21 protein-coding genes, 1 pseudogene and 1 CRISPR repeat array (1 of these 23 running past the window's edge) are annotated in these 26,818 nt (G+C 40.2%); of the genes and pseudogenes, 3 read left to right on the forward strand and 19 right to left on the reverse strand.

Annotated features, from left to right (window positions below):
• Window positions 1-1,270: direct repeats of the CRISPR family, unit length 32 nt; unit sequence ATTTCAACTCACACGCCTACGAGAGGCGTGAC; it begins 676 nt to the left of the window's first position.
• Between the two features lie 147 nt (window positions 1,271-1,417).
• The 9 genes from cas2 to CC97_RS08605 are packed head-to-tail and all read right to left on the reverse strand — an operon-like array spanning window position 1,418 to window position 10,017.
• Complete coding sequence (cas2, locus tag CC97_RS08565) at window positions 1,418-1,708, reverse strand: CRISPR-associated endonuclease Cas2 (protein ID WP_044974616.1); 291 nt, start codon at window positions 1,706-1,708, stop codon at window positions 1,418-1,420.
• Window positions 1,709-1,718: 10 nt separating this feature from the next.
• Window positions 1,719-2,741, reverse strand: coding sequence for a type I-C CRISPR-associated endonuclease Cas1c (cas1c, locus tag CC97_RS08570; RefSeq protein WP_044974617.1), 1,023 nt, complete (start codon window positions 2,739-2,741; stop codon window positions 1,719-1,721).
• Window positions 2,738-3,412: a CRISPR-associated protein Cas4 gene (gene cas4, locus CC97_RS08575; protein ID WP_044974618.1), complete on the reverse strand. Its 675-nt coding sequence runs from the start codon at window positions 3,410-3,412 to the stop codon at window positions 2,738-2,740. Before cas4 ends, cas1c begins: the two co-directional genes overlap by 4 nt.
• Window positions 3,409-4,284 (reverse strand): type I-C CRISPR-associated protein Cas7/Csd2, encoded by an 876-nt coding sequence (gene cas7c, locus CC97_RS08580; RefSeq protein ID WP_044974619.1) that lies wholly within the window; start codon window positions 4,282-4,284, stop codon window positions 3,409-3,411. The genes cas4 and cas7c overlap by 4 nt, the downstream gene beginning before the upstream one ends.
• A gap of 14 nt (window positions 4,285-4,298) precedes the next feature.
• On the reverse strand, window positions 4,299-5,534 hold the full coding sequence (cas8c, locus tag CC97_RS08585) for a type I-C CRISPR-associated protein Cas8c/Csd1 (protein WP_081850044.1): 1,236 nt from the start codon (window positions 5,532-5,534) through the stop codon (window positions 4,299-4,301).
• Complete coding sequence (locus CC97_RS08590) at window positions 5,515-6,102, reverse strand: type I-C CRISPR-associated protein Cas8c/Csd1 (RefSeq protein WP_044974621.1); 588 nt, start codon at window positions 6,100-6,102, stop codon at window positions 5,515-5,517. Before CC97_RS08590 ends, cas8c begins: the two co-directional genes overlap by 20 nt.
• The gene (gene cas5c / locus CC97_RS08595; protein ID WP_044974622.1) at window positions 6,096-6,815 is read right to left on the reverse strand and encodes a type I-C CRISPR-associated protein Cas5c; all 720 of its coding nucleotides are present in this window, start codon (window positions 6,813-6,815) and stop codon (window positions 6,096-6,098) included. The genes CC97_RS08590 and cas5c overlap by 7 nt, the downstream gene beginning before the upstream one ends.
• A 30-nt stretch (window positions 6,816-6,845) precedes the next feature.
• Window positions 6,846-9,020 (reverse strand): CRISPR-associated helicase/endonuclease Cas3, encoded by a 2,175-nt coding sequence (locus CC97_RS08600; protein ID WP_049962791.1) that lies wholly within the window; start codon window positions 9,018-9,020, stop codon window positions 6,846-6,848.
• Complete coding sequence (locus CC97_RS08605; RefSeq protein ID WP_044974623.1) at window positions 9,010-10,017, reverse strand: WYL domain-containing protein; 1,008 nt, start codon at window positions 10,015-10,017, stop codon at window positions 9,010-9,012. Before CC97_RS08605 ends, CC97_RS08600 begins: the two co-directional genes overlap by 11 nt.
• A gap of 490 nt (window positions 10,018-10,507) precedes the next feature.
• Between CC97_RS08605 and CC97_RS08610 the strand changes: the two genes are divergently transcribed.
• Entirely contained in the window at window positions 10,508-11,494 is a 987-nt protein-coding gene (locus CC97_RS08610; RefSeq protein WP_044974624.1) for a hypothetical protein, read from the forward strand.
• Between the two features lie 122 nt (window positions 11,495-11,616).
• On the opposite strand, the gene CC97_RS08615 is transcribed toward CC97_RS08610, so the two are convergent.
• The 8 genes and pseudogenes from CC97_RS08615 to CC97_RS08645 all read right to left on the reverse strand — a co-directional run bounded on the left by CC97_RS08615 (window position 11,617) and on the right by CC97_RS08645 (window position 22,374).
• Complete coding sequence (locus CC97_RS08615) at window positions 11,617-13,272, reverse strand: GGDEF domain-containing protein (RefSeq protein WP_044974625.1); 1,656 nt, start codon at window positions 13,270-13,272, stop codon at window positions 11,617-11,619.
• 218 nt (window positions 13,273-13,490) lie between these two features.
• Window positions 13,491-14,867 carry a TrpB-like pyridoxal phosphate-dependent enzyme gene (locus CC97_RS08620; RefSeq protein WP_044974626.1) on the reverse strand — a complete coding sequence of 459 codons (1,377 nt, stop codon included), beginning with the start codon at window positions 14,865-14,867 and terminating at the stop codon, window positions 13,491-13,493.
• Window positions 14,868-14,895: 28 nt separating this feature from the next.
• Window positions 14,896-17,256 carry a phenylalanine--tRNA ligase subunit beta gene (pheT, locus tag CC97_RS08625; RefSeq protein WP_044974627.1) on the reverse strand — a complete coding sequence of 787 codons (2,361 nt, stop codon included), beginning with the start codon at window positions 17,254-17,256 and terminating at the stop codon, window positions 14,896-14,898.
• Window positions 17,257-17,270: 14 nt separating this feature from the next.
• Window positions 17,271-18,323 (reverse strand): phenylalanine--tRNA ligase subunit alpha, encoded by a 1,053-nt coding sequence (gene pheS / locus CC97_RS08630; RefSeq protein ID WP_044974628.1) that lies wholly within the window; start codon window positions 18,321-18,323, stop codon window positions 17,271-17,273.
• Between the two features lie 485 nt (window positions 18,324-18,808).
• Window positions 18,809-20,074, reverse strand: coding sequence for a hypothetical protein (locus tag CC97_RS08635; protein WP_044974629.1), 1,266 nt, complete (start codon window positions 20,072-20,074; stop codon window positions 18,809-18,811).
• A 21-nt stretch (window positions 20,075-20,095) separates the two neighbouring features.
• Window positions 20,096-20,257, reverse strand: a pseudogene (locus CC97_RS21575) (hypothetical protein); the annotation flags it as partial.
• 49 nt (window positions 20,258-20,306) lie between these two features.
• Window positions 20,307-21,839, reverse strand: a complete 1,533-nt coding sequence (locus CC97_RS08640) for a transposase (RefSeq protein WP_044974630.1) — start codon at window positions 21,837-21,839, stop codon at window positions 20,307-20,309.
• Between the two features lie 91 nt (window positions 21,840-21,930).
• Window positions 21,931-22,374, reverse strand: a complete 444-nt coding sequence (locus tag CC97_RS08645; RefSeq protein WP_049962792.1) for a sigma factor — start codon at window positions 22,372-22,374, stop codon at window positions 21,931-21,933.
• Window positions 22,375-22,796: 422 nt separating this feature from the next.
• On the opposite strand from CC97_RS08645, the gene CC97_RS08650 reads away from it, so the two are divergent.
• Window positions 22,797-24,071, forward strand: coding sequence for a carbohydrate-binding domain-containing protein (locus tag CC97_RS08650; protein WP_044974631.1), 1,275 nt, complete (start codon window positions 22,797-22,799; stop codon window positions 24,069-24,071).
• 337 nt (window positions 24,072-24,408) lie between these two features.
• Window positions 24,409-25,446 carry a cobalt-precorrin 5A hydrolase gene (locus CC97_RS08655; RefSeq protein ID WP_044974632.1) on the forward strand — a complete coding sequence of 346 codons (1,038 nt, stop codon included), beginning with the start codon at window positions 24,409-24,411 and terminating at the stop codon, window positions 25,444-25,446.
• Between the two features lie 152 nt (window positions 25,447-25,598).
• Here CC97_RS08655 and CC97_RS08660 read toward each other — a convergent pair whose 3' ends face one another.
• Both CC97_RS08660 and CC97_RS08665 read right to left on the reverse strand, forming a co-directional pair.
• On the reverse strand, window positions 25,599-26,111 hold the full coding sequence (locus CC97_RS08660; RefSeq protein ID WP_081850047.1) for a GGDEF domain-containing protein: 513 nt from the start codon (window positions 26,109-26,111) through the stop codon (window positions 25,599-25,601).
• On the reverse strand, window positions 26,092-26,661 hold the full coding sequence (locus CC97_RS08665; RefSeq protein ID WP_044974634.1) for a hypothetical protein: 570 nt from the start codon (window positions 26,659-26,661) through the stop codon (window positions 26,092-26,094). The genes CC97_RS08660 and CC97_RS08665 overlap by 20 nt, the downstream gene beginning before the upstream one ends.
• Between the last annotated feature and the right edge of the window lie 157 nt (window positions 26,662-26,818).

Here is a 26,818-nt window from a genome sequence, read left to right on the forward strand (position 1 = left end):
TACGAGAGGCGTGACTTTCAGAACATCTCCATAATTCAATGATAAGTTCATTTCAACTCACACGCCTACGAGAGGCGTGACCCCGTGCTTGATGATGATGGACATATTATAGCTATTTCAACTCACACGCCTACGAGAGGCGTGACCTGAAACGCCAACCGTTCTTCATGCCGTATACAACATTTCAACTCACACGCCTACGAGAGGCGTGACGATAATCGGAATAATTGCAACGATGCCACTTGTATTTCAACTCACACGCCTACGAGAGGCGTGACATGATTCGCGGTGCATAATTCCCCTGGTACGTCAATTTCAACTCACACGCCTACGAGAGGCGTGACTTATTTGGACTTTATACTTATTACATCTCTACAATTTCAACTCACACGCCTACGAGAGGCGTGACATAATTCTTTGAGCGTTATAGCGTGTTCTGACGATTTCAACTCACACGCCTACGAGAGGCGTGACCAGAAGCTACTGCACTAGTTGTAACTGCATTATAATTTCAACTCACACGCCTACGAGAGGCGTGACCGGTAACAACAAAACACAGGAGTTTATGGACTTTATTTCAACTCACACGCCTACGAGAGGCGTGACGGGTACATGCCTTTGGTGCTTATGGTGCATCTATATTTCAACTCACACGCCTACGAGAGGCGTGACCCGAAACCCATGCCGCCCCCGTTGTTATACGGGTATTTCAACTCACACGCCTACGAGAGGCGTGACTTACACCCTCGTTCTCGGTCATTCTCGTAGGGCTATTTCAACTCACACGCCTACGAGAGGCGTGACTCGCCGGCTTTGTTTCCTTCTGTTCAGGAATTAATTTCAACTCACACGCCTACGAGAGGCGTGACCTGCTCGGACCGTGCGGAACGGGTAAATCATTCGATTAATTTCAACTCACACGCCTACGAGAGGCGTGACCATTCCCAACATTTAAACGTTTCCTTGCATTTCTTATTTCAACTCACACGCCTACGAGAGGCGTGACTTTAATACGAGGGCGATAAACGCGAACAACAGTATTTCAACTCACACGCCTACGAGAGGCGTGACCGTGTCGTGTGCTTCCTTCGTGAACATATCGGCCATTTCAACTCACACGCCTACGAGAGGCGTGACCATGTTTTCGCTTCCCATGTAGACGTTGCCTTATCATTTCAACTCACACGCCTACGAGAGGCGTGACTCAGTGTTGTGTTCATGGCATCGACGGTATTTGAATTTCAACTCACACGCCTACGAGAGGCGTGACCCCATATGTTGTGTATAACGGAGCCACACCATACTATAGACGGACTTTATTGTAACAAAAGCTGCGTCTTTGTTCACAACTTATTAACAAATATCAGATTTTTTCAGTCGAACCTACCGGCTTTTTTATATTGTTTTAGGTTCGCCATCAAATAATCAGAACACCTTCAGGATCATATGATTCCTTATTTCCGTAATGTTCAACTCTTCTGTGCCAGTTATTCCCCAGATAATAAAATCTAAGGCTATCCTGTGATTCATCTATAAGCTTAAGCAGCTTATCTTTCACTTTAAGAAAAGTGCCATAATCAACATCTATTTCAAAAACAGAATTCTGAACACGTTGCCCGTAGTTCTGACATTCTTTTGCTACTTTCCTTAACCTTGTTTTTCCTTTATTATCTGTTGTAGATACATCATAACTCACAAGTACCATCATTATAGATCACCTACTTCATAAGAAAACATGGATATTCCTCTATTTCACCTCTTATATATTTAGCGAGCAAAGAACTCTGAATAAAAGGTAAAATGCCAAGCTGAATTTTCTCGTTAAGATACGGATGAACTATTGTTGTCATCTTCTTTTCCTGCCAGGCAGTGAGTACTTTCTTTTTACCTTCTTTTGATAGATAAACCGCTCCACTTTCCTGCTTTTCAAAATCAGTGATATTCAGTTTTTTCAAGTTTATTAGTGTCAGTATCAATCGGTCAGCTATGCATCTTACTTCTTCTACAAGATCACATGCAAGACTGCTTCTTCCTGATCTTAGAGCATGATAAAAACCATAACAACTATCCAGTCCTACGCTTTCCAAAGCGGATGTATAAGATGAAATCATAACAGTATATAAAAATGATAATGCAGCATTTACAGGATCAAGTGGTGGTCGTTTGGTTCGTCCGTAAACAATAAAATCTTCTTTTTGAGCAAGAATCAATTTATCAAAAATATTAAAGTATGACTTAGCACAGCTTCCCTCAATACCCATTATCACTTCAGGATCTGTCATTTCATAAACTCTTTCTATCCCACTTTCAAGATATTTTATGCAGTTGCTAAGTTCTCCATCATTATCGAGTTCAGGATGATCCTTCATTGAACGCTTAATGAGATATCTTGCATTGGATAGTTTTGATGCAACTGTATTTTGCGGAAGAAGTATGTCGGGTGACGCAAACTTTTCAAACTGTGCTTTACGAAGAAAAATATTTCCTTTCGTCTTTCCCTGAATTCTTGCCTGAAAACGTCCTTGTGGTGAAATAAAGCTTATATTGATGCCAAGATCAGCACATTTGCCCATAAGAGCAGGAGAACATCCAAGATAACTGAAACAATAAATATCTTCTAAATTCGAAAATGGCAACCTAAACTTCTCTTTATCATCGCACTTACATACTATATTTTCACCGTCAAGAGAAAGTCTTGCATTCTCATCAAGAACATACAAGGAATTCAGCAGTTTTTTCACTTTGCTTCCGCTCCTTTCTGTGACATAATAATATCTCTTACGCAATACTTTTTCTCTTTTGGAAAACAAATATCAGCCATTGAGCATCCTGAACATTTTTGATTTTTCCTGCGTTGAGGAATTCTTTTTTCTTCAAGTATTTCTCTCATTTCAGAAAGAAATCTTTTAAGCATGTCATCATACTTCTGATATTCACTGTCAAACGGCAATTTCACTCGTTTTCTAATATCTGCATAATAGATATATGCTTCACTTTTACAATTCCAAACTGAATCAACACATATTTTCTGTGCAAAAACCTGTATAGCATCTGTTTCATTGAAATCATAACCTTTAGGAGCTTTGGGTTTGTATTCAATTATGCTTACTTCAAACAACCCTTCATGCCCATTGATACTGATACCACTTTCACTGCGAACAAACTCTATACAATCCGTGACACCAAATATATCATAATCCTCATCATCATTATAAACTGATATATCACTGCGCACTATTTTCTTACTGTCAGAATAACAGTGACTTCCGTCATGAACATGCTGATGCTGAAGATTTGCTTTAACAACAAATGCATTCTCCTGCCAGTCATTATTCACTTCAAGCAAAGCAAACCTTCTCGGACAGTACATATAATGCTGGATACTGCGGATATTTATAGTTCGATCATTCATATCTTTTCAATCAGTTCTACACCTGAAGGAATGCTACCAGAGTCAACCACTATTTCATAATCTTCAAATTTTCTTGGGGGGTCAATTCCTTCTTTGCGTGTAACTTTGATCTTATCAAACAGAACATGTGCTGGTGCATTTCCAAGAGCTGAATCATGCTTGAAAACGAACAGCTTTCTAAGACACATTTTACCCCTTGCGGCACTTCTGTCATTCTCAAACATATTAATTATAGAAGTCCACAACAGTTCAAGGTCTTCCTCGGAAAAACCAGTTACTTTTTGTGCAAGCATAGCTGAAACATATCCTTCTGCACGATAAAGACCATATGAAATGAAGCTCTTTTTTCCCATCTCGCTCTGCTTTTTCTCATTAAAATCCTTATCTGTAGTAACAGCCTGACGAGTTACCGTTATATCCTGAACATATACAGGATCAATACTTTTAGCAAAATTAATCTGGACAGGTCCTCTTACTATTCCACACGGATCGTCACCGGTGCTCATAACAGCTCCAAATGTTCTAACATCAAAGTAATTTGCACATATATATTCCTGTGCTTTTTTCACATCATCAGTATTTTTTCCCTTCTGTTTCTTTTCCAGATCAAGTTTATCATAAGCTTCTGTAAACTTTGAATTAAGCGAACGGTCGGCCTTTACGAGAATATTATAGCCACTTTCCCCTTCCTTGTATAATTCAACAAAATTTCTTATCTTGCGTTTCAGGCATACATCAGTAACTATACCGAAGGATGTTTCCGGATCCGTTCTCGGCATATTACCTGCATCCGGATCACCATTCGGATTACCGTTTTCAACATCAAAAAGCATTACAAATTCATATCTGTTCTTTATAGCATTGTTTTCCATAATAAATCATCCTCTCATTTCTTTTCATTCGGCGTATAGAGTTTCTTGTTCATCTGATAATATCCGACAATAAAGCGTCCCTGATCGTCCAGATTAAGCGTTGCAGGAAAGCTGCCATCAAGCTCACTCATAATGTCTCCCAGCATTTTATTATAATATATTTCAGAGCCTTCACTAAGCTTTCTCATATGATTCTGTGCCAGCTTTGCAAGCTTAGGGAATACACTTGAAGGTCTTGAACATGCAGATGAAAAATATGAATCCTTGATTGTCCGATTAAGATTTCCTCCCGATGAATCCTGCTGTATCTTTTCATATACCGCAAATAATCCTCCGCAGAGATATGCAGGACTCTTATTTTCTTCATTCCAAGCCATAGTTATTTCCTCCTTCTTGTTTTTCCTGTTGAGACAGGCTTTTATTATGCCCACTCTTGTATCATTAAGCTTAATATACGGCTTGTTTTCCTCATCACTGTCTGTTTTTACACGTCTTATCACAGTAGAAAGCAATGCGTCTGGATATTTCGTATTGTTCAGTGCTGCAAGCATTATTGCAGACATAAGTGGTGATGGAACCTTTTCATTGTTTGATTTTGGAGAGATAAGCTCTTTGGCAATACCACTGAAGAATATCGGACGGGTATTGTTTTCATTTATCAGCATATCATTCTGATGTTTTATAAGATTGCTCATCATATCTCCGAAATTTCCTTTGTACATAAATTTCTGACAGATTCTTGATGAATTAGGAGTCAGTCCTGCAATGTAAAAAACCGCTTTTTTATCAGCAATAATATCGTCTATTGACTTTTCATCAACTGTAAAACCACTTCTTGCATACTTCATTATCGCAGCAATTTTATCATTGGCTTTCTTATCGGAATCATTGCCGAAAAAACATGAAAAAAAACTGCTTTCCGCTGAATCATCACTCTTCAAAGCAAACCACACCAAAACCATATCGCCTAAAATACAATAATGCTTTTTATCCGACAGAAGTTTATTGAAAACAGTTGTATATTTCTTCATTGCCTCCTCAGAAACATTACTGTTGTATGACTGAGTTTTTCCGTAGGATTCAAATGCAGTATCATTCATGCATACAAGCTGACAGCCTGATGCCTGACCTCCGGGAAATTTGATTTTGTCGTGAAGTCTGGCAGTAACCGATTTTTCTCCAAGAATTCCGCAAACTGTTTTTACTTCATCATCTTTTTTTTCATTTTTTTTAGAAAAAACACTTCTGATATTTTCTTATAAAATCCTCATCTTCTTCAAGAAAGTTACTTTCTTCACCAATTGAAAATCCGAAATAAGCCCCTTTATATTCCTTACCCAATTCCATAAGCGCAGGATTTTCAGATTCATTTTCGGGATCCCAATTTTCAACAAATTTTCTGTATGCCTCACAAGCAACTGATTCAAGTCCATCAAAAAAATTAAGTTCATGTTCTACAAATGCAGCATGAGATTTTTTTGCTTTATTTGTTTTATCATCAGGCGAAAAAGAATCCTTATCAAAATTCAACCCGAAAATATACAACGGACGATGCTCTATGAAATTAGAATCTATTCCAGGTTTCTGAGTCCTGATTGGTAAAATTGCTTTACGTGGAATTTCTATACTTTTTTCTTTTCCTTTTTTATCTTTGATAATTTGTGTCTGCTTAAATGGTATGATACGTTTTAAGTCACCATTCTCAGAAAGAACAATGCGATAATGTATATCTTGTTCTGCAAAACCTTCGGAAATTATCTTTGAATCAGGTTCTGCTGACTGTTTATCCGCATAATCACACAAAGCCTTTATCAGCATATTATCCCCTCCCTGTACTTTGCAACATCAATAACACCATCAATCATATGCGGACGATAATACATTGGATCGGCTTTATCGGAAAATTTCGGTTCATCCCAGTTGTCGTTAACAGGCTTGCCGCCATCCACAAATTTCATGCCATAAAGCATATACCCAAGGTCTGTATCTCCCTCAAGTGAAGAATCAACTTGTGTAAGATCAAATTCATCAACAAGCTCTATTCTGCTTACTGAGAATTCTCTGCATCCAAGACACGGCTGACGGAAACACTGACCATTGCGAAGTCTTCTCAGCATGATATTGTAGTGCTTTTCTTCGCTTTCATCAGCATGCTCAGACTTGTTTCCTGTTAGTTCAAAATGAAATTCCACTCCATATTTCACATCTTTCAGCAGCATTCCTGCACGCTGACTTCTTACTTCAGAAGCATAAATATCAGAACAGCCTTTACCGTTCATTTGTGAACTCACATTTCTCTGCGGAATTTTTGTTTTGATTTCATTTCTACGGATATTGATAAACCTAATAGGATTGAACACTACTATCTTATCAATAACTATTCGAATCGCGGGTTTCCAATATACAGATTTCACTAGCCCTTCCATTGCAGAAACCGTAGGAACATCATAACTTACACGTTCCACCTTCATTTCTGGTCTCGTATAGAGTGCATACTCGCCTTCAACTATGATCTTGAAACCATAACTCATTCCCGACCACCTCCTGAATTTATTTTCTTTTTAACAAATATAACTCGGTTGATAATGGATATCCAGACCTGTTTCATTTCTATAATAATCATTATTTGCAAGAACAAAAACTCCGCATTTTTTCTCATCAATAATTCCTGTTTTCATAGCTTCATCTAATTCATGCTTTTTAAGTGAAACAGAATATCTCTGCAATTTTCGTCTGATATTTTTATCACCGTATTCAAGCTGTTGAACAAGCTTTTCGGTTTCTGAATTATTATTTATCACAACGCTTATAGTTTCATCCTTTATGAACTCAAATCCTTCTGCATATGTTCTGAAAGGTATATTATCAAATCCATTGCAATCTTTTGCAATAGTATTCTGATCTATAATATCATCCGAATATCTGAACAATCTCATATAATATTCCCTGATAGATTTCTCTGACGTAATATCAATATCTCGTTCGAGCATATCCTTTACAATACCTGCACGAATTTTCATATCTCCTCGAATACTTTCATCTATTTCAAATATAAAAACATCGCCGTATTCCATTTTTCCCTCACGATTACATCTTCCGCCTGACTGCAATATACTGTCAAGCCCCGCAAGCTGTCTGAATACAGCCTGAAAGTCAAGATCAACTCCTGCCTCCACAAGTGAAGTAGATACAGCTGTTATCTTTTCACCATTAGCTAGATCTTCACGTATCTGCTTTATTATTTTGGAACGGTCATATGGTGTCATATATGTAGACAAGTGATACTTCTTACCTGATAAAAGACGATACACTTCTCTTGCTGTTTTTCGACTGTTGACTATTATCAGACTCGAATTGTAATCATCAGCCTTTAGAACGATATTTTCAATATCAGTTTTCCCGAGATTTATGTATCTGCATTTCTGAAAATATCTGAAAACACTCTTATCCTTTATCAATTCATTGTAAGTTGCATTTCCGGTGTACCTTTCAAACAATTCTGAAAAATCGGGCATAGTTGCTGAGAGGAACAGCACTTCACTGTTTAGATATTCCGTAATAAATCCTATCGCTCTCAGGCACGGTTGCAGATACTCCTCTGGCAGCATATGGACTTCATCAAATACAATAACTGAATCAGCCAGGTTATGCAGCTTGCGCAGTCCCGAACCTTTATAATGATATAATGACTGAAAGAATTGTACGCTTGTTGTTATTATAACAGGTGCATCCCAGTTTTCAGTCGAACGTTTTAATTTTTCGGCTGTACTGTTTTCATTTTCATCATCAAAACAATGGTTTGAATGATGCTGAACTATATCAGCATAATCTCCAAACAAATTATCGAATGTTTCAGCGGTCTGCTCAATTATGCTAGTATATGGAATTACATAAATGATGCGCTTCTTTTCATTTTTTATAAGTTTTTTCAACGCTATTTTCATACTGCATAAAGTTTTTCCGCTTCCAGTTGGCATATCAAGTATATTTATCCGGGAATCACTCAGACAATTTCTAAACGCTTGTTCCTGCAGTTCTTTTCTCGCTTTTTTCAACGGAGTATCTGAATCAATTGATCTGTTTTCCAGTTCTTCATTGATTATATCAAGCATTTTCTCAAAATCTGCATTAAGTTCCCGATCTGTATCAGGTGAATAAAAAATTTCAGTATCAATATAATCTGCATCTGTTAAACACGAAAACAAGTACCTTGTAAAAAATGCGTATTTTTCAATCAACTCTGTCTTATTTTTTGACGTTTTTAAGATTTTATAAACATCTGTATAATCTGGGAGTTTAAGCTCTATCTCATCTTTATATGAACTATAATCACTTTCTCCTGTATAGTTACCTTCACGTTTAAGCTTAGAATGTAAGGTACTATCACTATCAGCACTATCTACTTCTGTTCCACCATCAGGTAAACCAGAATGATGTCCAGCAATGCAATACTGTAGCATATATGTCATAGCTTTTTCATCATTATTTTTCACCAGCTTCCCTAATTCTATTGCTCCGCATGATGAATGTTCATACTTTTTAGGATTTCCGTAAAGCCTTTTCTGAAATGAAACAGAATATTTTCCAATATCATGTGATAAACCAGTAGAATAACATTCTTGCTTTAATAATGCTATAGAATTATCAGCGGCTCTTTTCGCAACATTCTTAAGGTGTTCTTCAAGAGTTTGATTTCTACCATCAATCATATGAGCATTTTTAACATCAAAATCCAATTCTATTTCTACCTCCTCCTGTTTCCGAATCAGACCAATACTTGCAATAAGCATCTTTTACAGCATCTGCAAGTTCCTGTCTTAAACTTTCAGGAGAAACTATCTCAGCACTGTCAAGGTACTGCAGTCCCCAGTGAAACATTGCAGTTTTGCTTGCCTTTAACCGAACTAAAAGCATATCATCGTCAGTTTCTTCTATATTGATTTCTGCTCCGAACTGCTCTTTGAGAATATTATTCAAAAATGTTTTGCATCTGAGTACTATCGGAAAAGCTTCTCCTCCCCACATGTTCGGATGTTCCCTTACATAGTCAGACAGCTGCAGCCCGGATTCAAAACCTTTAAGATCCCTTATCTGTTTTGCCGGTACATCCTTTATTTCGCATTTTTTTAGCCTGTCAATGCGAAAATGAGATATAGGATCTTTATGCTCAGGATAATGACAGACCAGATACTGATGACCACTATGAAAAACAAACTGATAAGGGCTTACTACATATGGTTTATTATTATCAGTCTTAATAAAAGAAATCTGTTTTTTCTTGGCTATCGCCTCGCTGATGATCTCTAGATTAAGAAAAATTTCTGAGTTTCTAACATTTTCGTAAACATTTAAATCCACTTTGGAAACATATGAATGAAAATACTTGTCAGTTAGTGCTTCTATTCTTTTGATAAGATCTTTACGATGCTTTTTGGATAGTCCATCAGTGAAAAGAACACTATTGATCAGCAAACATAATTCACCATCAGTGAAATCATGATCATAATACAGCCCTGTTATAGACGGTTCTTCTTTCAAAGCTTCAACCGGTAATTGTGAATCAAGTAATTTCCTTAGATTTCTTTTTATAGTTTCTCTGTCAAGATTCTCACCGGTTTCAGCTTTTATATAATTTCCAATTTGTTTCTGCGTAAGCGTATGTTCTGAATCACTGTATTTTCTTAACACTTCAAGGATACTCAGGATTGGTTCATTGATGTGTGCTGCATTCATAATCAGACCTCATCTCATCTTTCTTCATTCTCATTATAGCATAAACAAATGTGGCATAAATACCGCATCGCATTTTTAGGCCGATTTTTATTTTTTTATTATATCACAGTAGATTGTTCTTGTCAATATTGATGCTTTATATTAACATATATTAAAATCAAATATGCATTGTTCACAGTTTTCGTTACGTAACGTTATCTGTAATCTTCCGATTCTTTATAATACCGCACCATTCCAATTTTCAACCTGAAAATTGGAATTTCAATCGAACCGAGGCGAAGCTTCGGTTCAACCTTTTTCGTGGGCGTGCATTCCATCTGATGTATATTTAATTGGAAGTATTTTTACTGGAATATAGTTGACATCCATAAATTTCTATAGTATAATATGTTTGTTAGAATATTCTTTAAAGTTAATTAATTGTATTATTTTCAATTATACAGTATTGAAAAAGCCGGCACTATACTGTATAATTAAAGGAGAAAAACACATGGAGCCAGAAATTAAAAAAATCACAACAAACTACGACGGCATCGCAAAATCGCTTCTCGATTCAATGAAAGATGAATCTCTTGTTGCTTTTATCAACAGTTCCTTTTCAAAAGATTTTAAAAAAGACGCGAAAGTTGTCAGACTCGCTACTGAAACTTACGACGAGGAACTTAAACAGAAACGCTGTGATTATTTCATTCGTATTGAAAATGACCTGTTCCTGATCGAGATACAGTCAAACGGCGACAGCGAAATGGCGATGCGTATTTTCGATTACGGCATCAGAGGTGCAAAAATCCACGGTTCAGTAAAGAACGATGAAATTATCGACCTTAAACTTCCTGAACCGGTCGTATTCTTTCTTAGAAAAAGAAACAATCCAAAGGAAAAGCTCTCTGTACGTATATCCGGTCCGCACGAAAATGATTCATTCACTTATGAGGCAAGAGTGATCTATCTTGACGACTACAGTTTTAAGGATATGATCGACAGATCAATGTTTCCGATGATCCCGTTCTACATGATGAGGTATGAAAAGAAACTTTTTGATCAGCACACGGTTAAAGATGAAACCGCAATCCTTACTGACCTCAGAAAATGCAGTGAACAACTGAAGGAAGCTTACAGAAATAACCGTATCGGACGCGAAATATACAAATATATCCGTGACTGGCTGGTAAGTGTATTCCGCACCATAGTCAGAAAAGCCGAAGAAAAACGAACCTTTATTGATCTGGAGGAGGCTGAGGAAATTATGCAGATGATCATGGACGAACCTATTGAAGGTTATGACATTTTCCAGACTATAAGAGAAAGTAAAATGGAAGGCAGGATGGAAGGTAGGATTGAAGGTAAGATTGAAGCCCAGACTGAAGTCGCCTTGAACATGCTCAAAAATAATATTCCAGACGATCTTATTCTTAACTGCTCCGGTATTTCAACTGAAACGCTTGAAAAGCTTAAGAAACAAATAACTGAAAAATAGAACAACAGCACTGATCACTTTCACGGATTGATCAGTGCTGTTGTTATTTTTATAGTATTAGCGTCAGTTCACTGTCTTAAAAAGGGCATGTAAACTGACGCTTTAAGATTTATTAACTTCCGTTACGCAGAACAGACTTTTCCTTTCGGGCGACCTGTTCTGTGCATTTCCTTTTTACTCTGATACATCTTTTCATCAGCGCGGTTCATTATCTGCTCGTATGACGAATCTTCATTGTGGTAGGATGAATATCCCGCCGCAATACTTAGGACAAAATCATCACGGTCTGCAAAATCACCGAAACCGGTTCGTTCCGTATTGTATTTGCTGATCTTATCCTGAAGTTTCTGCTGCAGCGCTTCAAGCAAAGCCCGGTCTGTCTCAGGCACCAGAGCGATGAATTCGTCGCCGCCGACGCGGTAAACCTTGTCGTAGACTGATGCAATGCATTCGGCAGCGCATTTTAAGAGAACATCTCCTCCGGCATGACCGAATGTATCATTGGTATATTTCAGATAATTAAGATCAAGTGACACGATGCTGATAGAATCCAGCGGGAATTTTCCTGTATCACGTTCAAGTGCATAGCGGTTTCCGAGTTCAGTGAGATTGTCGGTGTATGCTATTTTGTGAAGGAGCTCATTCTCACGTTCCCTGAAATATCCGGTAACGAGTTTCTGTATACTGTCCACCACTGCAATTGCGATATGGAAAATCAGGCCTATTTTTGTCAGGACGGACTGGTTTCCGAGTGTGGAGACAAATATAAAGAACACAACATTCAGAATAATAAAAACAAGCAGAGTGAGGAGCGAGATCTTATTAAGTGCAGACATTCCGCTGAATTTACGTGATATCATGACTGCTGCTGTCAGTGCAAATACGCCAAGGGCGCCGATAAACACCTTTATGGTCCTTGTGAACGATGATATGCCGGTGAAATGAAGCAGCAGCATTACAGCTGCAAGCATTACGAAAGCATAAAACAGAGGCTTCATTTTCATTCCCGGAACTATGTCTTCAAAATACAGTATGGTGAAAAGCGGAAGCAGATACAGTGAAAAATAATTCAGATAGTACTGTACGACTGCATTCTGGAAGATGAACTGGTTTGCATACAGCGGACAGTTTGCATACACTGTAAATGCCACGGTAAGTGCACCAAGTGAGAGTACTTCCGGAATAGGCGTGCGTTTGAAAGCACTTACTATATAAATAACGATAAGAAGCAGTCCGAATGTGAGAAGTATGATGTTAAGAGTTACTGACAGTACTTCTTTCTTAAGATATCCGAATATCAGTTCGTTCTTTGCACCGATGGCTACATCGTATTCTGTAAGGAATTTATTCCGGTATACCGTTTCGATCCTTATTTCTATTTCTCCGGTCCCTGAATCAGGAAGTGAAATAAAATGCGTATATGTTCCCGGAGAATCACCGACACGAAGTTTTTCACCGAAATGATAAATGAGTGATCTTTCACCCTTTTCGTTTGTCAGATAAGCATCAAGAAAAGAATCGTTCGTACGGAATGAAATAGTCCTGCCATGCATATCTTCAGAAAACGAATGATGCATAAACAGTACATATGACTGCCTGTCCGGCGGGTAATATGAATCTCCGGTCTTTTCACCGGGGATCTGAACTTCCCATCCGGTCAGGTATTCAAGTTTTTCAGGTGTGTTCGCAAGTCCCTCGGTAAGAATTCCCGAAACAACAAGTATGACCAGAAAAACGGTCATCATAGCTGCGAGAACAGATTTACGGAGATTAATCATAAAAAGGTTCACCCCCCATTCCCTAAATCGTCAACCTTTTATCTGATAATGCAGCGGTCAGAGCATGATAAACAGATCGTATGATACCGCCGGAACAGTCAGATTCCCCTTTACTGACAGTGCCGCTCTGCCCCCTGCCTTCGTACATTTTAGTTAACTATATTTTAACATAAAAGCGCCTGAAAGTCAATTTAAAAAGAGCACACTGCACAAAATGGTCAAAGCGCAATTTTCGGCATTTTTGCAACTGAAGCTGCTATCTCTTCATCTGTAGGAATGTAGTCAGTCATTCGGCCGTCATTGTATGCTGCATAAGCGTACATGTCGAAAAAGCCTGTACCTGTAAGGCCGAAGAGGATCGTCTTTTCCTCGCCTGTTTCCTTGCACTTAAGGGCTTCGTCGATGGCTGCACGGATCGCATGGCTGCTTTCCGGAGCAGGAAGAATACCTTCAACTCTTGCGAATGTCTGAGCTGCCTCGAATACGGAAGTCTGTTCAACTGAACGTGCTTCCATGAGACCCTGGTCGTAAAGTTCTGAAAGAATCGAGCTCATACCGTGATATCTCAGACCGCCTGCGTGGTTCGGTGATGGCATGAAGCCTGAACCGAGTGTGTACATTTTCTGGAGAGGGCATATCTTGCCGGTGTCACAGTAGTCGTAGCCGTAGGTACCTCTTGTAAGGCTCGGGCAGGATGCCGGTTCAACTGCGATAAAGCGGTAATCAGCTTCACCGCGGAGCTTTTCGCCCATGAACGGTGAAATAAGACCGCCGAGGTTTGAACCACCGCCTGCGCAGCCGATGATAATATCAGGCTTTACACCTAACTTATCCATTGCAGTCTTTGCTTCAAGACCGATGACTGTCTGGTGAAGAAGCACCTGTGAAAGCACGCTTCCGAGAACATAGCGGTACCCTTCCCTTGATGTTGCCGCTTCAACAGCTTCTGAAATGGCACAGCCGAGGCTTCCGCCGGTTTCAGGGAATTCTGCGAGTATCTTTCTTCCGACTTCGGTTGTATTTGAAGGAGAAGGTGTAACGTTTGCACCGTATGTACGCATTACCTCACGGCGGAAAGGCTTCTGCTCATAGCTTACCTTTACCATGTAGACATTGCATTCAAGTCCGAAATATGAGCACGCCATTGAAAGTGCTGTTCCCCACTGGCCTGCGCCTGTTTCTGTGGTAACACCCTTAAGGCCCTGCTTCTTTGCATAGTAGGCCTGCGCGATAGCTGAATTGAGCTTGTGGCTTCCGCTGGTATTGTTGCCTTCGAACTTGTAGTAGATCTTCGCCGGTGTTCCGAGCTTCTTTTCAAGGAAGTAAGCTCTTATAAGCGGTGAAGGACGGAACATTTTATAAAAGTCCTGTATTTCCTGAGGAATATCAATGTACGGTGTTGTTTCATCAAGTTCCTGAGCAACGAGTTCATCACAGAAAACGTGACTGAGTGCTTCCGCAGTGCACGGCTTTCCTGTAACAGGATCAACGAGCGGTGCAGGTTTCTTCTTCATATCAGCGCGTACATTGTACCACTGTGAAGGAAGATCTTTTTCCTCAAGATAGAATTTATAAGGTATATTATCCTTTGGCATAGTTTTTTCCCCTTTCCTTTATTTACGCTCAGCCCTTAAGAGCGATTCCCTTGTCCTTAAGGATAGCAATGATCTTATCAGCTATTTCCATTACCTCTTCCTTGGTAAGAGTTCTTTCAGGATGAACGAAGCTGAGTCGTACTGTGATAGCCTTGCCCTGTTCGTCGCTGTATGTACCCATGAGAGCAACGTTCTTAATAAGATCAGAATTTACTGTTTCGATAGCTTCCTTTATCGGAGCATACTTTTCTGAAACAAATGTAAGGTCGATGTCGATTGGCGGGAACTTTGAAGTTTCCTCGTAGTGGATGCCTGCGTTTTCAGCGTTTACAACTGCGTCGATTTCGAGTTCAGCAAATACAACGTTCGCCTTCTTGTCGATCTTCTTAAGAACTGTCGGATAAACAAGACCTATCTTACCGAGTTCCTTACCGTCACAGAGTATCGCATTGTAGTTTTTCGGATGGATGTATGCATGATCTGCTTCGACAGCCTTGAATGAAAGCGGCTTGTGTCTGATGTCATCGATCATTACTGAAAGAATGTTTACGAGTTTGAAGTAAAGTGCCTCGGTGTCGAGTGTCTTTGAGAAGAGTGTGATGCCGAGCATCTTCTTTTCACGGCAGAGGCCCTTTTCATCGAGTCCGTCAACTACACGGCCGATCTCGAAGATGCCGAAGTCGGTGTCGAATGAAGTGTTGCTTCTTACCTGGCAGAGCTGTGTCGGGATCATTGAACGTCTGATAGTTTCAATGTTCGGGTTTACAGCACCTGAAAGCCTGATGTTCTCCTCAACTTCAATGCCGAGCTTCTTGTATTCATCAGCGTAAGCCCAGATGTATGAGTGAACTTCGTGCATTGAGTAACGCTTAACGAGGATATCCTTGATCTGTTCCTCAACGTTCTTTTCCTCGAATACACGTACAGGATAGAGCGGAGCTGAAGCAGTGTTCACGTCGAAGTTGTCGTATCCGTAGATTCGTGTGATCTCCTCGATGATATCAGCCTTCATTGTGATATCCTTTGTTGCTCTCCATGCAGGAACGTCAACTGTGAAGTGGTCACCTTCAAGCTTTACGCCGAATCCGAGAGATGTGAGAGTCTTTACGATAGTGTCGTTTGAGATCTCAATACCTGTATATCTGTCAACAAAGCTCTTGTCGAAGTCGAGTGTAACCTTGTCGAATTTCTTGATGTATTCATCAGTAAGAGCTGAAGTTACCTTTACACCATTGTCGTACTCGGAAAGGAGCTTTACAAAACGCGCTGCAGCAACTGTTGTCATTTCAGGGTCAAGGCTCTTTTCGTAACGCATTGAAGCGTCTGTTCTGTGTGAAAGTCTTGAAGATGATTTTCTTACTGAAACTGCGTCGAAGTTTGCAGATTCGAGTGTGAGAGATGTTGTGTCATCAACGATCTCTGAATCGAGGCCGCCCATGATACCTGCGATAGCTACCGGTGTGTTACCGTTGCAGATCATGAGAGTATTTTCATCGATGTGTCTTTCAACACCGTCAAGTGTCTTGAACTCGAAAGGCTTGTCGAAGCGCTTTACGCGGATCTTTTCGACCTTGCGTGAGTCGAATGCGTGCATCGGCTGTCCCATTTCAAGCATGAGGTAGTTTGTAAGGTCAGCAAGATAGTTGATAGCTCTCATACCGCAGTAGAAAAGTCTGATACGCATATTTACCGGGCTGACTTTTCTTGTGATGTTCTCAAAGCGGATACCTGAGTAACGGCGGCAGAGTTCATCTTCTATTTTGATATCAACCTTAGGAAGGTCGTTATATACTGAAAGATCAGCTGTTTCAAGAGCCTTAAGCGGTCTGCCCGCGAGAGTTGCTATCTCACGTGCGATACCGTAGTGGCCCCAGAGGTCAGGACGGTTTGTAAGTGACTTGTTGTCCACTTCGAAAATGATATCGTCTATAGCATAGAGTTTCTTGATGTCAGTACCGTTCGGAACGTCTTCGATGATATCCATGATACCGCCGTGTTCCTCGCTTATGCCGATCTCCTTTTCAGAGCAGCACATACCGTATGATGTGTATCCTGCAAGGTCACGCGGTGTGATGTCGATCTCACCAAGCTTAGCGCCTACCTTTGCAAATGCAGTCTTCATGCCGACTCTTACGTTCGGAGCTCCGCATACTACATCTGTAAGCTTGCCGTCACCTGCGTCCACCTTTAAAAGATGAAGCTTCTTTGATTCAGGATGTTCTTCAACTGACTTTATTTCAGCTACAACAACACCGCTTAAGTCGCTGCCCTTGTAGAAGATCTCGTTTTCAACTTCGGCAGTTGAAAGAGAAAACTTGTGAATGAGTTCATCTATATTGATACCGTCAAGGTCCACGAAATCCCTGACCCAGTTAATTGAAATAAGCATTTCCTAAGACCTCCTTATTTATCGTCTGTAAACTGTGAAAGATTTGTAAGTCCGGCTGCATTGAGATCACGGATATCCTTGATACCGTACTTCATCATTGCAAGTCTTGTAAGACCAAGACCAAAAGCGAAACCTGTGTATTCATCAGGATCGATGCCGCCTTCCCTGAGAACGTTCGGATGGATCATACCGCAAGGGCAGAGTTCGAGCCAGCCGCTGTGCTTGCATGAAGGACAGCCTTCGCCGCCGCAGATAAGGCAGTTGATGTCGAGTTCAAATCCAGGTTCCACGAACGGGAAGAAACCAGGACGGAGTCTTACCTTGATGTCACGTTCGAAAACTTCTGAAAGCATTGTCTTCATAAAGAAGATGAGGTTTGAAATGGAGATGTTCTTGTCGACCATTACGCCTTCCATCTGGAAGAATGTATTTTCGTGGCACGCGTCTGTGGACTCATTTCTGAAACATCTTCCCGGGAAGATAGCTCTGATCGGCTTGCCTTCATTTATAAGCTGATCACGGTACTTTCTGTAGATGGCGTTCTGTGCTGCTGAAGTCTGTGACTTGAGAAGCTGGCCGTTTTCAAGATAGTATGTGTCCTGCATGTCTCGTGCCGGATGAAACTTAGGAATGTTCAGTGACTCGAAGCATTCGTAGTCAGTTACAACTTCGCTGTAATCCTCAACGGTAAATCCCATTGAACGGAAGATCTTTTCGCACTTTCTCTGTACAAGTGTGATCGGATGATATGAACCGCGTGCAAGTACCGGTGGAACAGCAACGTCGAATTCAGGCATTGAGTTTATCTCGCGTTCCATTTCTGCCTTTGCAAGCTCTGCCTGCTTTGCGTTTATCTTTTCTGTGCATGCATTTTTAAGTGTATTCACCTGCTGGCCGAAAGCCTTCTTTTCCTCCGGTGAAAGCTTGCCCATCTGCTTTGTAAGCGCTGTAACAGAACCGTTTTTACCTAAAAATGCAATTCGGATCTCTTCAAGATCAGCCGCCGCTGTAACTGCAGCAAGCTTTTCTTCAAATTCCTGCTGTAACTGAACTATCTGTTCGTTCATTTTTTGACCTCCTTAAATGATAAAAAAATCCGCCTCAATGAAAACTCATGAGGCGGATAAAATTTCCGTGGTACCACTCAGATTGCAGCCGTTAAACGACTGCCGCTCAGTGCTGTAACAAATGCATTCAACGATCTGTCGCTTCTCTGACAGACATGAAGTGCATACAGCTGCATCTTAATGCGATGCTCACATCCTGCTTTTCACAGGAGACTCCCGGGGCGAAATTCGGAAACAGTACTGAACGCGGACTCACACCATCTGCCCGCTCTCTGAGGTTCTTAGGTACTGATCTTACTGTACGTTATCAAACGTGACCCGATCAACGTCTTTCGACTATTTTCCCCGGCCGAGCCGGAGTGTTACACTTAATTATAGCACCGGGAGAACGTATTTGTCAATAGTATAATATTTTTTTACTTTACTGTCAGCCGGTATGCCTGCGGAAAACGCAGTTTGCGTATCTGCATTGCAATACAGTTTTATCAGTGTCCGGACGCAAGATCAAACATTATATCTTTGGCTGGTACCCATTTATAGTGATCACCGTCTTCTGAATCATAGCAGTCGTAGAACAATCCGTCTTCATTCTGAACTGCTCTCTTAACAGTTACATTCCAGCCTTTTTCCAGAGGCCAGTACTCATTGCCTTTTTTTGACGCACCGTTAAGAACATAATCGTCGTCATATGCAATATAATTTATTGCTTCACCTGCACGCTGTTCGTTAGTCTGATAGTTATAAGGACGTTCAATATGTGCCTTAAGATCTGCAGTGTCAGGGATATACATGATTTTTTCCATCCTGCCGGACTGATCAGATAAGCTCTCTGTATTCTGCAGCGCTCTGGCCATATCCCCGCTTACGTTATCAAGACTCATATACTCTGATTTTGCCTCTTCATTATCAGTATCATATCTCGCATCAGTTACTCTGAAAGTCTCCAGATATCTGCCGCCTGATACTCCGCAAAGTGCTGCGAATTTGTTACTGGTAAATGCAAATGATCCATACAGTTCTTCCACATCTGAAAAATCTCTGATATTATATGAAAACAGTTCTCCGCCGTTGCCTGAAGATTCATTAAATGATTTCTTGGCACAGAACGCATTGTCAGTTACAATAAAATGCCCTTCCCAGTAAGACGGAAGTGTAATTGCAAATCTGCCGTAGTCAAGAGTTACACGCAGCGTTCCGTCACTGTTCTTTGTTACCTTTGCATGATCTGCCTTGATATCTTCCGGATACGGATATGCCGACGGATCAGTATTCTCATTCTTCTCACTAACCGCTTCAGTTACAGATGCTGAAACATCTTCTGATACCTTTTTATCTTCCGCAGAAGTTTCCGATACGTTTGCTTTTTCTGAAGCACCCGGCATCTCAGATATCACAGTTTCAATAACTGTAACGACAGGAGCCTTTGATTTGTCTGATGAAACATCTGTAACGGAGCCGTTCGCTTCAGAAACTGCCGGTTCTGTAACTGAAATATCTGTAAGAGCCGGTGCAAACGGATCACTGCTTTTTTCAGGAATATTTTTAACTACCATCACACCCACGAAAACCGCAGCAGTTGCAGCAAATACTCCGACCCAGGAAATTCTTCTTCCACCTGTTGTTACTGCAATATCTGTATCTGCTGCTTTTTCAATGAAACTTTCATCAACTTCCCCGAAGTCACGGAGAAGCTGTGCAGCTGTTTCCATATCTGTATTTTTTCTTTCCATGTTCTCTTTATCTTTATTCATATTCTTTCCTCCGTTCACTGATCAGTACAGATCTCTTTCTTCGATGAATTTTCTGAGGTCAGCTCTTGTTCTGCAGAGAAGAGTTTTGAGCGAACCTGCGGAAATACCGTTTTCCTCTGCGATATCTTTGATCGGTTTCATGTAGAAATATCTCTGCATGAAGAGACGGCATTTCTTATCATCAAGTGTTCCGAGGAATTCATTAAGCTATAATTCCGCATGAATTTTAGACTTACACCTCAATAGTAGTAAGTGGTATTTTATAAGGCACTTTAAACTTAAAAATATCGTATATAGCATTTGCCTCTTTACGAGATTCCTGTGGTATAGCATAATCTTTATAAACCTTGCACTTTTGGTTACGAAGATAGATCATAATGCTTTCAGCATTCAGAGCCTTCGCTTTCTTAGAGCGACGCTTTAGCAGATCCTGCTGCAGTTTCTGCATAATGACTGTACCCATAAAACTTATCAGCAAATGACCAGCAAAAGCCTCTTCACTCTGCACTCGGATTGGCATAAGATCAGCGTAGTTCTTGGTTATGTCAAAAACCTGTTCTACCTGTTGCCTTGTGTAGTACATAGGCAGAAGTTTGTCTTCTGATATCTCTTCTGATGTAAGAATAGCAAAGGTGCCAAGCCTTTTAATTGCAACATCAGTTTCGTTAAAATCTTTCTTATCATCCAGTGCATTAAGAATAGTTTTTTTGTGTTGCATGAGATACATATCTTCATCAATGCAAAGATAAACATATGCATTATATCCGCAAACATCGACCTTTACTTTTTTAATGAACACCAGTCTTTCTCCATAACGATATGCGTACTTCTGGGACATCAGATCATCAAGGTTTCCGGTTGCAGCATCCTTGAAAACAGTTTTATTGGGTGCCACTCTTGTCATAAATGGAATGCCACATTCGAATAGTTCTGCTGTATTCTTTTCAGAATAATAACCGGCATCAAGTATTGCATGATTGACAGAGACGCCATACTGCTCAAGCTCGCTTACTGTAGTGATAAGTGTACTGACATCTATGATGTTTCCTGCAACATATCGAAAATAAATTGGCATTCCGTTGTTGCGATCAATCACATAAATCAGTCTGACTTCGCGATTTATGTCACCGTTATGGTTACTTATCTGAGTGATATCCATTTTTGTTGCGTTAGGCACACCAGTGCTGTCAACAAGTATTCCAGTGGCTCCGCTATCTTTATAGATACTGGACAGGTATTCCTCAAAGAAATGTCTTTGAATTTTTTCGTTGCCGAGTGCTTTCAGCACTTTGCTGATGTTCTGACTGGTCAGATTTGCTTTTGGATAGGAAAGATACGTATAGTTTCCTTCGTACCATATCTTTGCATGACAGCTGGCTCCTTTGTTCGTCAGAAGACGATAAAATATCAAAGCCAGTACGGTATCGCTTTCTTCAGGAAGAACGTTTCGGATGCTTTCGTAGAAAGGTTGTCTGGTGATGTATTCCTGAAGGAACCAAGCATCTCCAAAATCAAGAATAAGCTTTTCTGAATCAGGAATAATTGATTCTTTAGGTAATGCTGTATCAGGAACATCCCTGCGACCTTCACCCAAAACGTATTGATATGTTACACCTTTCTGGCGAAAAATGTTGTTTTCTTTGTCGATGACTCGACCAAGGTTTTCGCCGCGTCTGGTTTTTACTCTGCCTTTATCGCGGTACGACTCGTATACGCATGCATAGATTGCACCATTTGGTTTCTCATCGTAGTGAATGTAGGACATAGTAGAACACCTCTATTTGTAAGTCTAATATATTATACTTACATTATACAGCATTCTACTTACTAAATCAAGAGGAAAAACGCCGAAATATCTATTGTTTACGGACTTTGAATGTACTTATGGAACAATGTAAGTCTAAAAAATCGGCGGAACTATAGTTAAGTGCTGCGATGACTTCCTTGTGTTCTACATGTGCCTGAGTATTTTCACCGGAAGCAATACATTCCGCAAGTTCCTCGATCGTCTGACTCACCTGACCGTGATCTCTTTTCAGAGTTTTCTTTTTTTCATACATTTTCAGTGCGAGGTTTCTTGTTATCTTTGCCGCGAATGCTCTGAAAATACGCGGCACTACAGGAGGTATCGAATTCCAGAGGCTCATGAACATATCGTTCATGCACTCCTCAACTTCTCCCTTGTCACCGAGTATTCCGTCTGCTATCTTACGGCAGTAGCTGCCATATTTAAGTTCAGTTTCCGCAATAGCGGCTTCCGAACGTTCCTGATATAATCTGATTATAGCTTCATCTTCCATACTCTTTCCCCTTCTTTCGTTTTTTAGATTCTTCATCCGGATGATTTTCTCTTCATCTATACAGACCCGAAGCATTCAAAAAGGTTACATGGATTTTTTTTAAAATATTTTTACACACCTGAATTCTAAGGAAACGCTGATTTATTCATAAATCAGCGTAGGGGACCGGGGCGAAGCCCCGCAAATTCCCCTTCCGGAAATCCGTCGAAGCCGGATTTCCGGTTTAATCAGTGTATCCCTAATTATAACGTCGTTTTCCGCAGTATGTCAACTGTATTTATCTGAATAAAAACTTATACTTTCGTATTCAGACATACAAAAAACACATATTTTTATATAGAAATTTTTTAAAGTATCTGATATAATTATAAGTGAATATCCTGATCAAAGGATTTATACTTAAAATTCAAGGGGGATAAATAATGAAAAAATTTTTAAGCAGAACAGCAGCAGGTCTTGCGGCACTTACGATCTGTGCTTCATTTTCCGCTGTGCCGGCAGGAGCTGCCGAAGAAGTACTGAAGGGAGACGTTGACGGAAACGAAGTAGTTTCCACTGCAGATCTGGTTGCACTCAGTGCTCATATTCTGGGAAGCAAAACTATAGACGAAAAACTCAAAGCGAATGCTGACATGAATGATAACAATGAGATAAACGTTATCGACTTCATTCTTTTAAAGAACGTATTCATGGGTACTCCGGCAGCTGAATCGCTCAAAATATCACTTGAAGGTGACTCGGTAAAAGCTGACGAAGGCGTTACTGTTGAAGGAACAAAAGCCACTATCACAAAGAGCGGCACATATCTTATTTCCGGTAAAATGACTTCCGAGGCACAGATCATTGTAAACACAGCTGAAACGGATACTGAAAGCGTAAACATCACACTTTCTGATGTTACAATGACAAATTCTTCAGATACACCTTGTATCATGGTCGAAAATGCTGACAAGACAAAGATCACATTTAACGGAACCAACGTTCTTACCGGTACTGCAGATACAGCAGAAGCAGCAACAGCTGTTATCTACGCCAAGGATGATCTTACATTCACAAAGAATTCAGCCGGTACTCTCGAGATAAATTCAGGCGCACAGATGGGTATCTACTGCAACAACGACGTCAAGTTCAACGGCGGCACAATAAAGATCAAAACCGACGCTGCCGGAACAGGAACAGCTAAGGCCGATGCCGTAAAGGCAAAGGGCAACGTTGAAATCGGCGGTGGAGACATCGATGTAAATGCTGCCGGCGACGGAATCAAGTCTTCAAAGAACGCTGTAGTTATAAGCGACGGTAAGGCTGAGATCAAATCCGGCAAGGATGCTGTTCAGGGCGAAACCGCAGTTACCATAACAGGCGGCGAGATCGTAGCTTCCGGTGACAGAGGTATCACAGTCTCTGCCGGAAACCTTACTATCGGAGGAGGCACACTTCTTGCAACATCAACAGAAGCAGTTGATTACTCAAATGTTGTAATAGGCGAAAACTTCTCAAACAGCAATATAATTGCATTAGCTCTTAACGAACAGCACAACAAATCTGAAGTATTAACAATAGCAGGCAAAGAATTCACTGCTGCAAAGAAATATCAGTATATCTTCGCTACATATCCTGATTTAGCTGCTTCTTCTGCGAATGTTTTACTTATCGACGGCAAGAAAGCCGAATTCACTGTCGTTCCTGTCGGAAAATAAACTGTTAAAATACTGGAAATATACTAATTCAATACTTTCACAGAAACACAAATGTTTTTAATTCCAATATTCAAAGCAAAATCAGCCGTTTGCCTCATTAAATCAAGCAAGCGGCTGATTTTTGTTTATTATAACTAATATCGACGAATTATTTTCCACTTTTCTAACGAATACGTATTGCGTTTTTTTTGAAAATGTGCTATACTTAGACTATACATTTAAGAAAACAATGGTCATTCCGGGATGTGACCTGAAGGTTCTCCCCAACTGATTTATATCAGCGTTTTCTTAATCATTCACTAAAAACCGCCCTCGTCACGGGCATGAAAGGAACGCTATGAATATTGCAGTAATTTCACTCACTGAAAACGGACGCCTTTTATCAGCGGAAATTTCAGAAAAACTCAGCACTGATCTCACTGTAAAAAGGTACTGTTTCTACAAGCACAAGGATGATGACGCTGAATCATTCAGCAACATTTCCGAACTGACTTCTCAGATATTTGAAAACTATGACGCACTTGTTTTTGTTTCTGCCTGCGGTATTGCAATACGTGCTGTAGCACCTAAGATCCGTTCAAAAGCAACTGATCCGGCAGTTATTGTAATCGACGAATCCGGCAGATTTGTTGTACCGCTGCTTTCCGGACATCTCGGAAATGTAAACTCAACAGCCGAACTTCTTGCTGAACGCATTTCAGCTGTTCCGGTCATCACAACGGCAACCGATACAGGAAAGAGATTTTCTCCTGATTCATTTGCACAGGCAAACAACCTTCTTATTACAGACATGAACGCAGCACGCGAAGTAGCTGCTGCTATCCTGGAGGACGAAGAAGTTGGTTTCTTCAGCGATTATGCGTACAAGAACCTTCCGGCAGAACTTGCTGAAGGCAAAGTATGCAGAACAGGTATCGTAATAAGCAACGACTTAACCTATAAACCATTTGAAGTAACTCTTACTCTTGTTCCGAAAAACATTGTTATCGGTGCAAGCTGTCACAGCGGAACTGAATATGAAATGTTCCACGACCTTGTAAATGATGTTTTCAAGGCAGCAGGTCTTATGTCAGAGAGAATATGCGCTCTTTCAACAATTGACCAGAAATCCGAGGAACCGGCACTTACAAAGTTCTGTGTTGACCACAACATCCCGATGTACACCTACAGCGCACTCGAGCTCATGCGTGTTGAAGGACGGTTCTCATCTTCAGAATTTGTCAGAAAGATCACCGGTACTGACAACATTTGCGAACGAAGCGCAGTAAAATGCAGCGAAGGTCCGCTGATACTTCCGAAGACGGCATATGAAGGCGTAACAGTAGCCGCCTGTGAAACAGCATTTGAGATCGATTTTAACAGGAAAGCTGACTGATCAGTATTTCTTAAAACTTCAAAAGTAAACAGAATCATAATTGCCCTGCATATCAGTATACAGCGTAAGCGGATATGCAGGGCGTACTGTATTAAAAAACCGTATATCCCTCATGCAGTAATGATAAGGATATACGGTTTTTTTTATGTTGATCAGGCTGAATACTGAGCTTCGTTATTCTCCCACACAATACAGTTCTTTCCGTTTGCCTTCCCCTTGTAGAGGTAAGTGTCAGCCGTTTTTACAAGTTCATCAAAATCGGAAACTTTTCCGTGAGCGAGTCCGGCGGTTACTGTGACACCGTTGTTATCCGGCAGAACTGCATTTACTGAAATGTTCCTGCAGAGAGAAGTGATTCTTTCATATGCTTTGTCTTTTTCAAAACTTTTGTAGTAAAGAATGAATTCCTCGCCGCCCCAGCGTACAGCATAAATATCTGCACCCTTCGCCTCTTCTTTAAGACATTCTGAAACCCGGACGAGGATATCGTCACCTTCGTCGTGACCGAACCTGTCGTTGATCTTCTTGAAATTGTCTATATCGAGAAGCACTACTGAAATATAATTGTCTGCTGATTTCTTTATTTCATCGTACAGGAAACGTCTGTTGTAAAGTCCTGTAAGCGGATCGTGAGTACACTGATAATCAAGTTCTGACCGCATCATATCCGCTTCGAGCTTGTAGAAAAAACGTTACGTAGAGGATCGTAAAAAGCGTAATAAGAAGATTGATGAATCTGAAATGCTGCTCATGAAGGCTCAGTGCGCTGAATGTCTGTTTAAAGTAGCTTTCAGGAATAAAGAGCTGCATCTTGTCGATCAGTACAGCCGTTACAATACCGACTCCCTGAAATGCAAACCTTTTGTTGCCGTATGAAGGTGCGAGAAAAAATATAACCGGAATCATGCCCAGTACAAAAAAGATAAAACCGTATGTATTCCTTGATATCGTTTCTGAAAGCAGCGCAAAAATCAGTATTTCAAAATACGCTGCGACAGTTGACATTTCTGAACTTCTTTTATCTTTTGAAAATATAAGAAATGCAACGTAGAACGCTGTACTTAACAGATTGATAAACGCAAACGGATATATCTTCATTATAAAGAATACAAACATATAAAGGAAATGCACTGCAAGACACATTACAAGGAATATTACGTTCTTATACTGTGCGCACAGGCTAAGTATAAATGATACACACTTTTTCTTATCCATATAATCAACCCCTGGGTTCTCCAGAAAATCCTTAATTTCATAATTTGCAGTTATTATCGAGTAACTGATATACTTTATAATTATTATACAGTATTTTTTAGAAAATAACAATACTTAATCAATAAAAAAATCCTGACCACCATTATGATGATCAGGA

It is taken from the genome of Ruminococcus sp. HUN007 (assembly GCF_000712055.1).
In the GTDB taxonomy this organism is placed as follows: domain Bacteria; phylum Bacillota; class Clostridia; order Oscillospirales; family Ruminococcaceae; genus HUN007.

What these genes read in the sequence shown, in the direction of transcription:
- cas2 (WP_044974616.1), bottom strand. Translation starts at nt 1,708, where the DNA reads ATGATGGTACTTGTGAGTTATGATGTATCTACAACAGATAATAAAGGA.
- cas4 (WP_044974618.1), bottom strand. Translation starts at nt 3,412, where the DNA reads ATGAATGATCGAACTATAAATATCCGCAGTATCCAGCATTATATGTAC.
- cas7c (WP_044974619.1), bottom strand. Translation starts at nt 4,284, where the DNA reads ATGGAAAACAATGCTATAAAGAACAGATATGAATTTGTAATGCTTTTT.
- CC97_RS08590 (WP_044974621.1), bottom strand. Translation starts at nt 6,102, where the DNA reads ATGCTGATAAAGGCTTTGTGTGATTATGCGGATAAACAGTCAGCAGAA.
- cas5c (WP_044974622.1), bottom strand. Translation starts at nt 6,815, where the DNA reads ATGAGTTATGGTTTCAAGATCATAGTTGAAGGCGAGTATGCACTCTAT.
- CC97_RS08605 (WP_044974623.1), bottom strand. Translation starts at nt 10,017, where the DNA reads ATGAATGCAGCACACATCAATGAACCAATCCTGAGTATCCTTGAAGTG.
- CC97_RS08610 (WP_044974624.1), top strand. Translation starts at nt 10,508, where the DNA reads ATGGAGCCAGAAATTAAAAAAATCACAACAAACTACGACGGCATCGCA.
- CC97_RS08615 (WP_044974625.1), bottom strand. Translation starts at nt 13,272, where the DNA reads ATGATTAATCTCCGTAAATCTGTTCTCGCAGCTATGATGACCGTTTTT.
- CC97_RS08620 (WP_044974626.1), bottom strand. Translation starts at nt 14,867, where the DNA reads ATGCCAAAGGATAATATACCTTATAAATTCTATCTTGAGGAAAAAGAT.
- pheT (WP_044974627.1), bottom strand. Translation starts at nt 17,256, where the DNA reads ATGCTTATTTCAATTAACTGGGTCAGGGATTTCGTGGACCTTGACGGT.
- pheS (WP_044974628.1), bottom strand. Translation starts at nt 18,323, where the DNA reads ATGAACGAACAGATAGTTCAGTTACAGCAGGAATTTGAAGAAAAGCTT.
- CC97_RS08635 (WP_044974629.1), bottom strand. Translation starts at nt 20,074, where the DNA reads ATGAATAAAGATAAAGAGAACATGGAAAGAAAAAATACAGATATGGAA.
- CC97_RS08640 (WP_044974630.1), bottom strand. Translation starts at nt 21,839, where the DNA reads ATGTCCTACATTCACTACGATGAGAAACCAAATGGTGCAATCTATGCA.
- CC97_RS08645 (WP_049962792.1), bottom strand. Translation starts at nt 22,374, where the DNA reads ATGGAAGATGAAGCTATAATCAGATTATATCAGGAACGTTCGGAAGCC.
- CC97_RS08650 (WP_044974631.1), top strand. Translation starts at nt 22,797, where the DNA reads ATGAAAAAATTTTTAAGCAGAACAGCAGCAGGTCTTGCGGCACTTACG.
- CC97_RS08655 (WP_044974632.1), top strand. Translation starts at nt 24,409, where the DNA reads ATGAATATTGCAGTAATTTCACTCACTGAAAACGGACGCCTTTTATCA.
- CC97_RS08660 (WP_081850047.1), bottom strand. Translation starts at nt 26,111, where the DNA reads ATGATGCGGTCAGAACTTGATTATCAGTGTACTCACGATCCGCTTACA.
- CC97_RS08665 (WP_044974634.1), bottom strand. Translation starts at nt 26,661, where the DNA reads ATGGATAAGAAAAAGTGTGTATCATTTATACTTAGCCTGTGCGCACAG.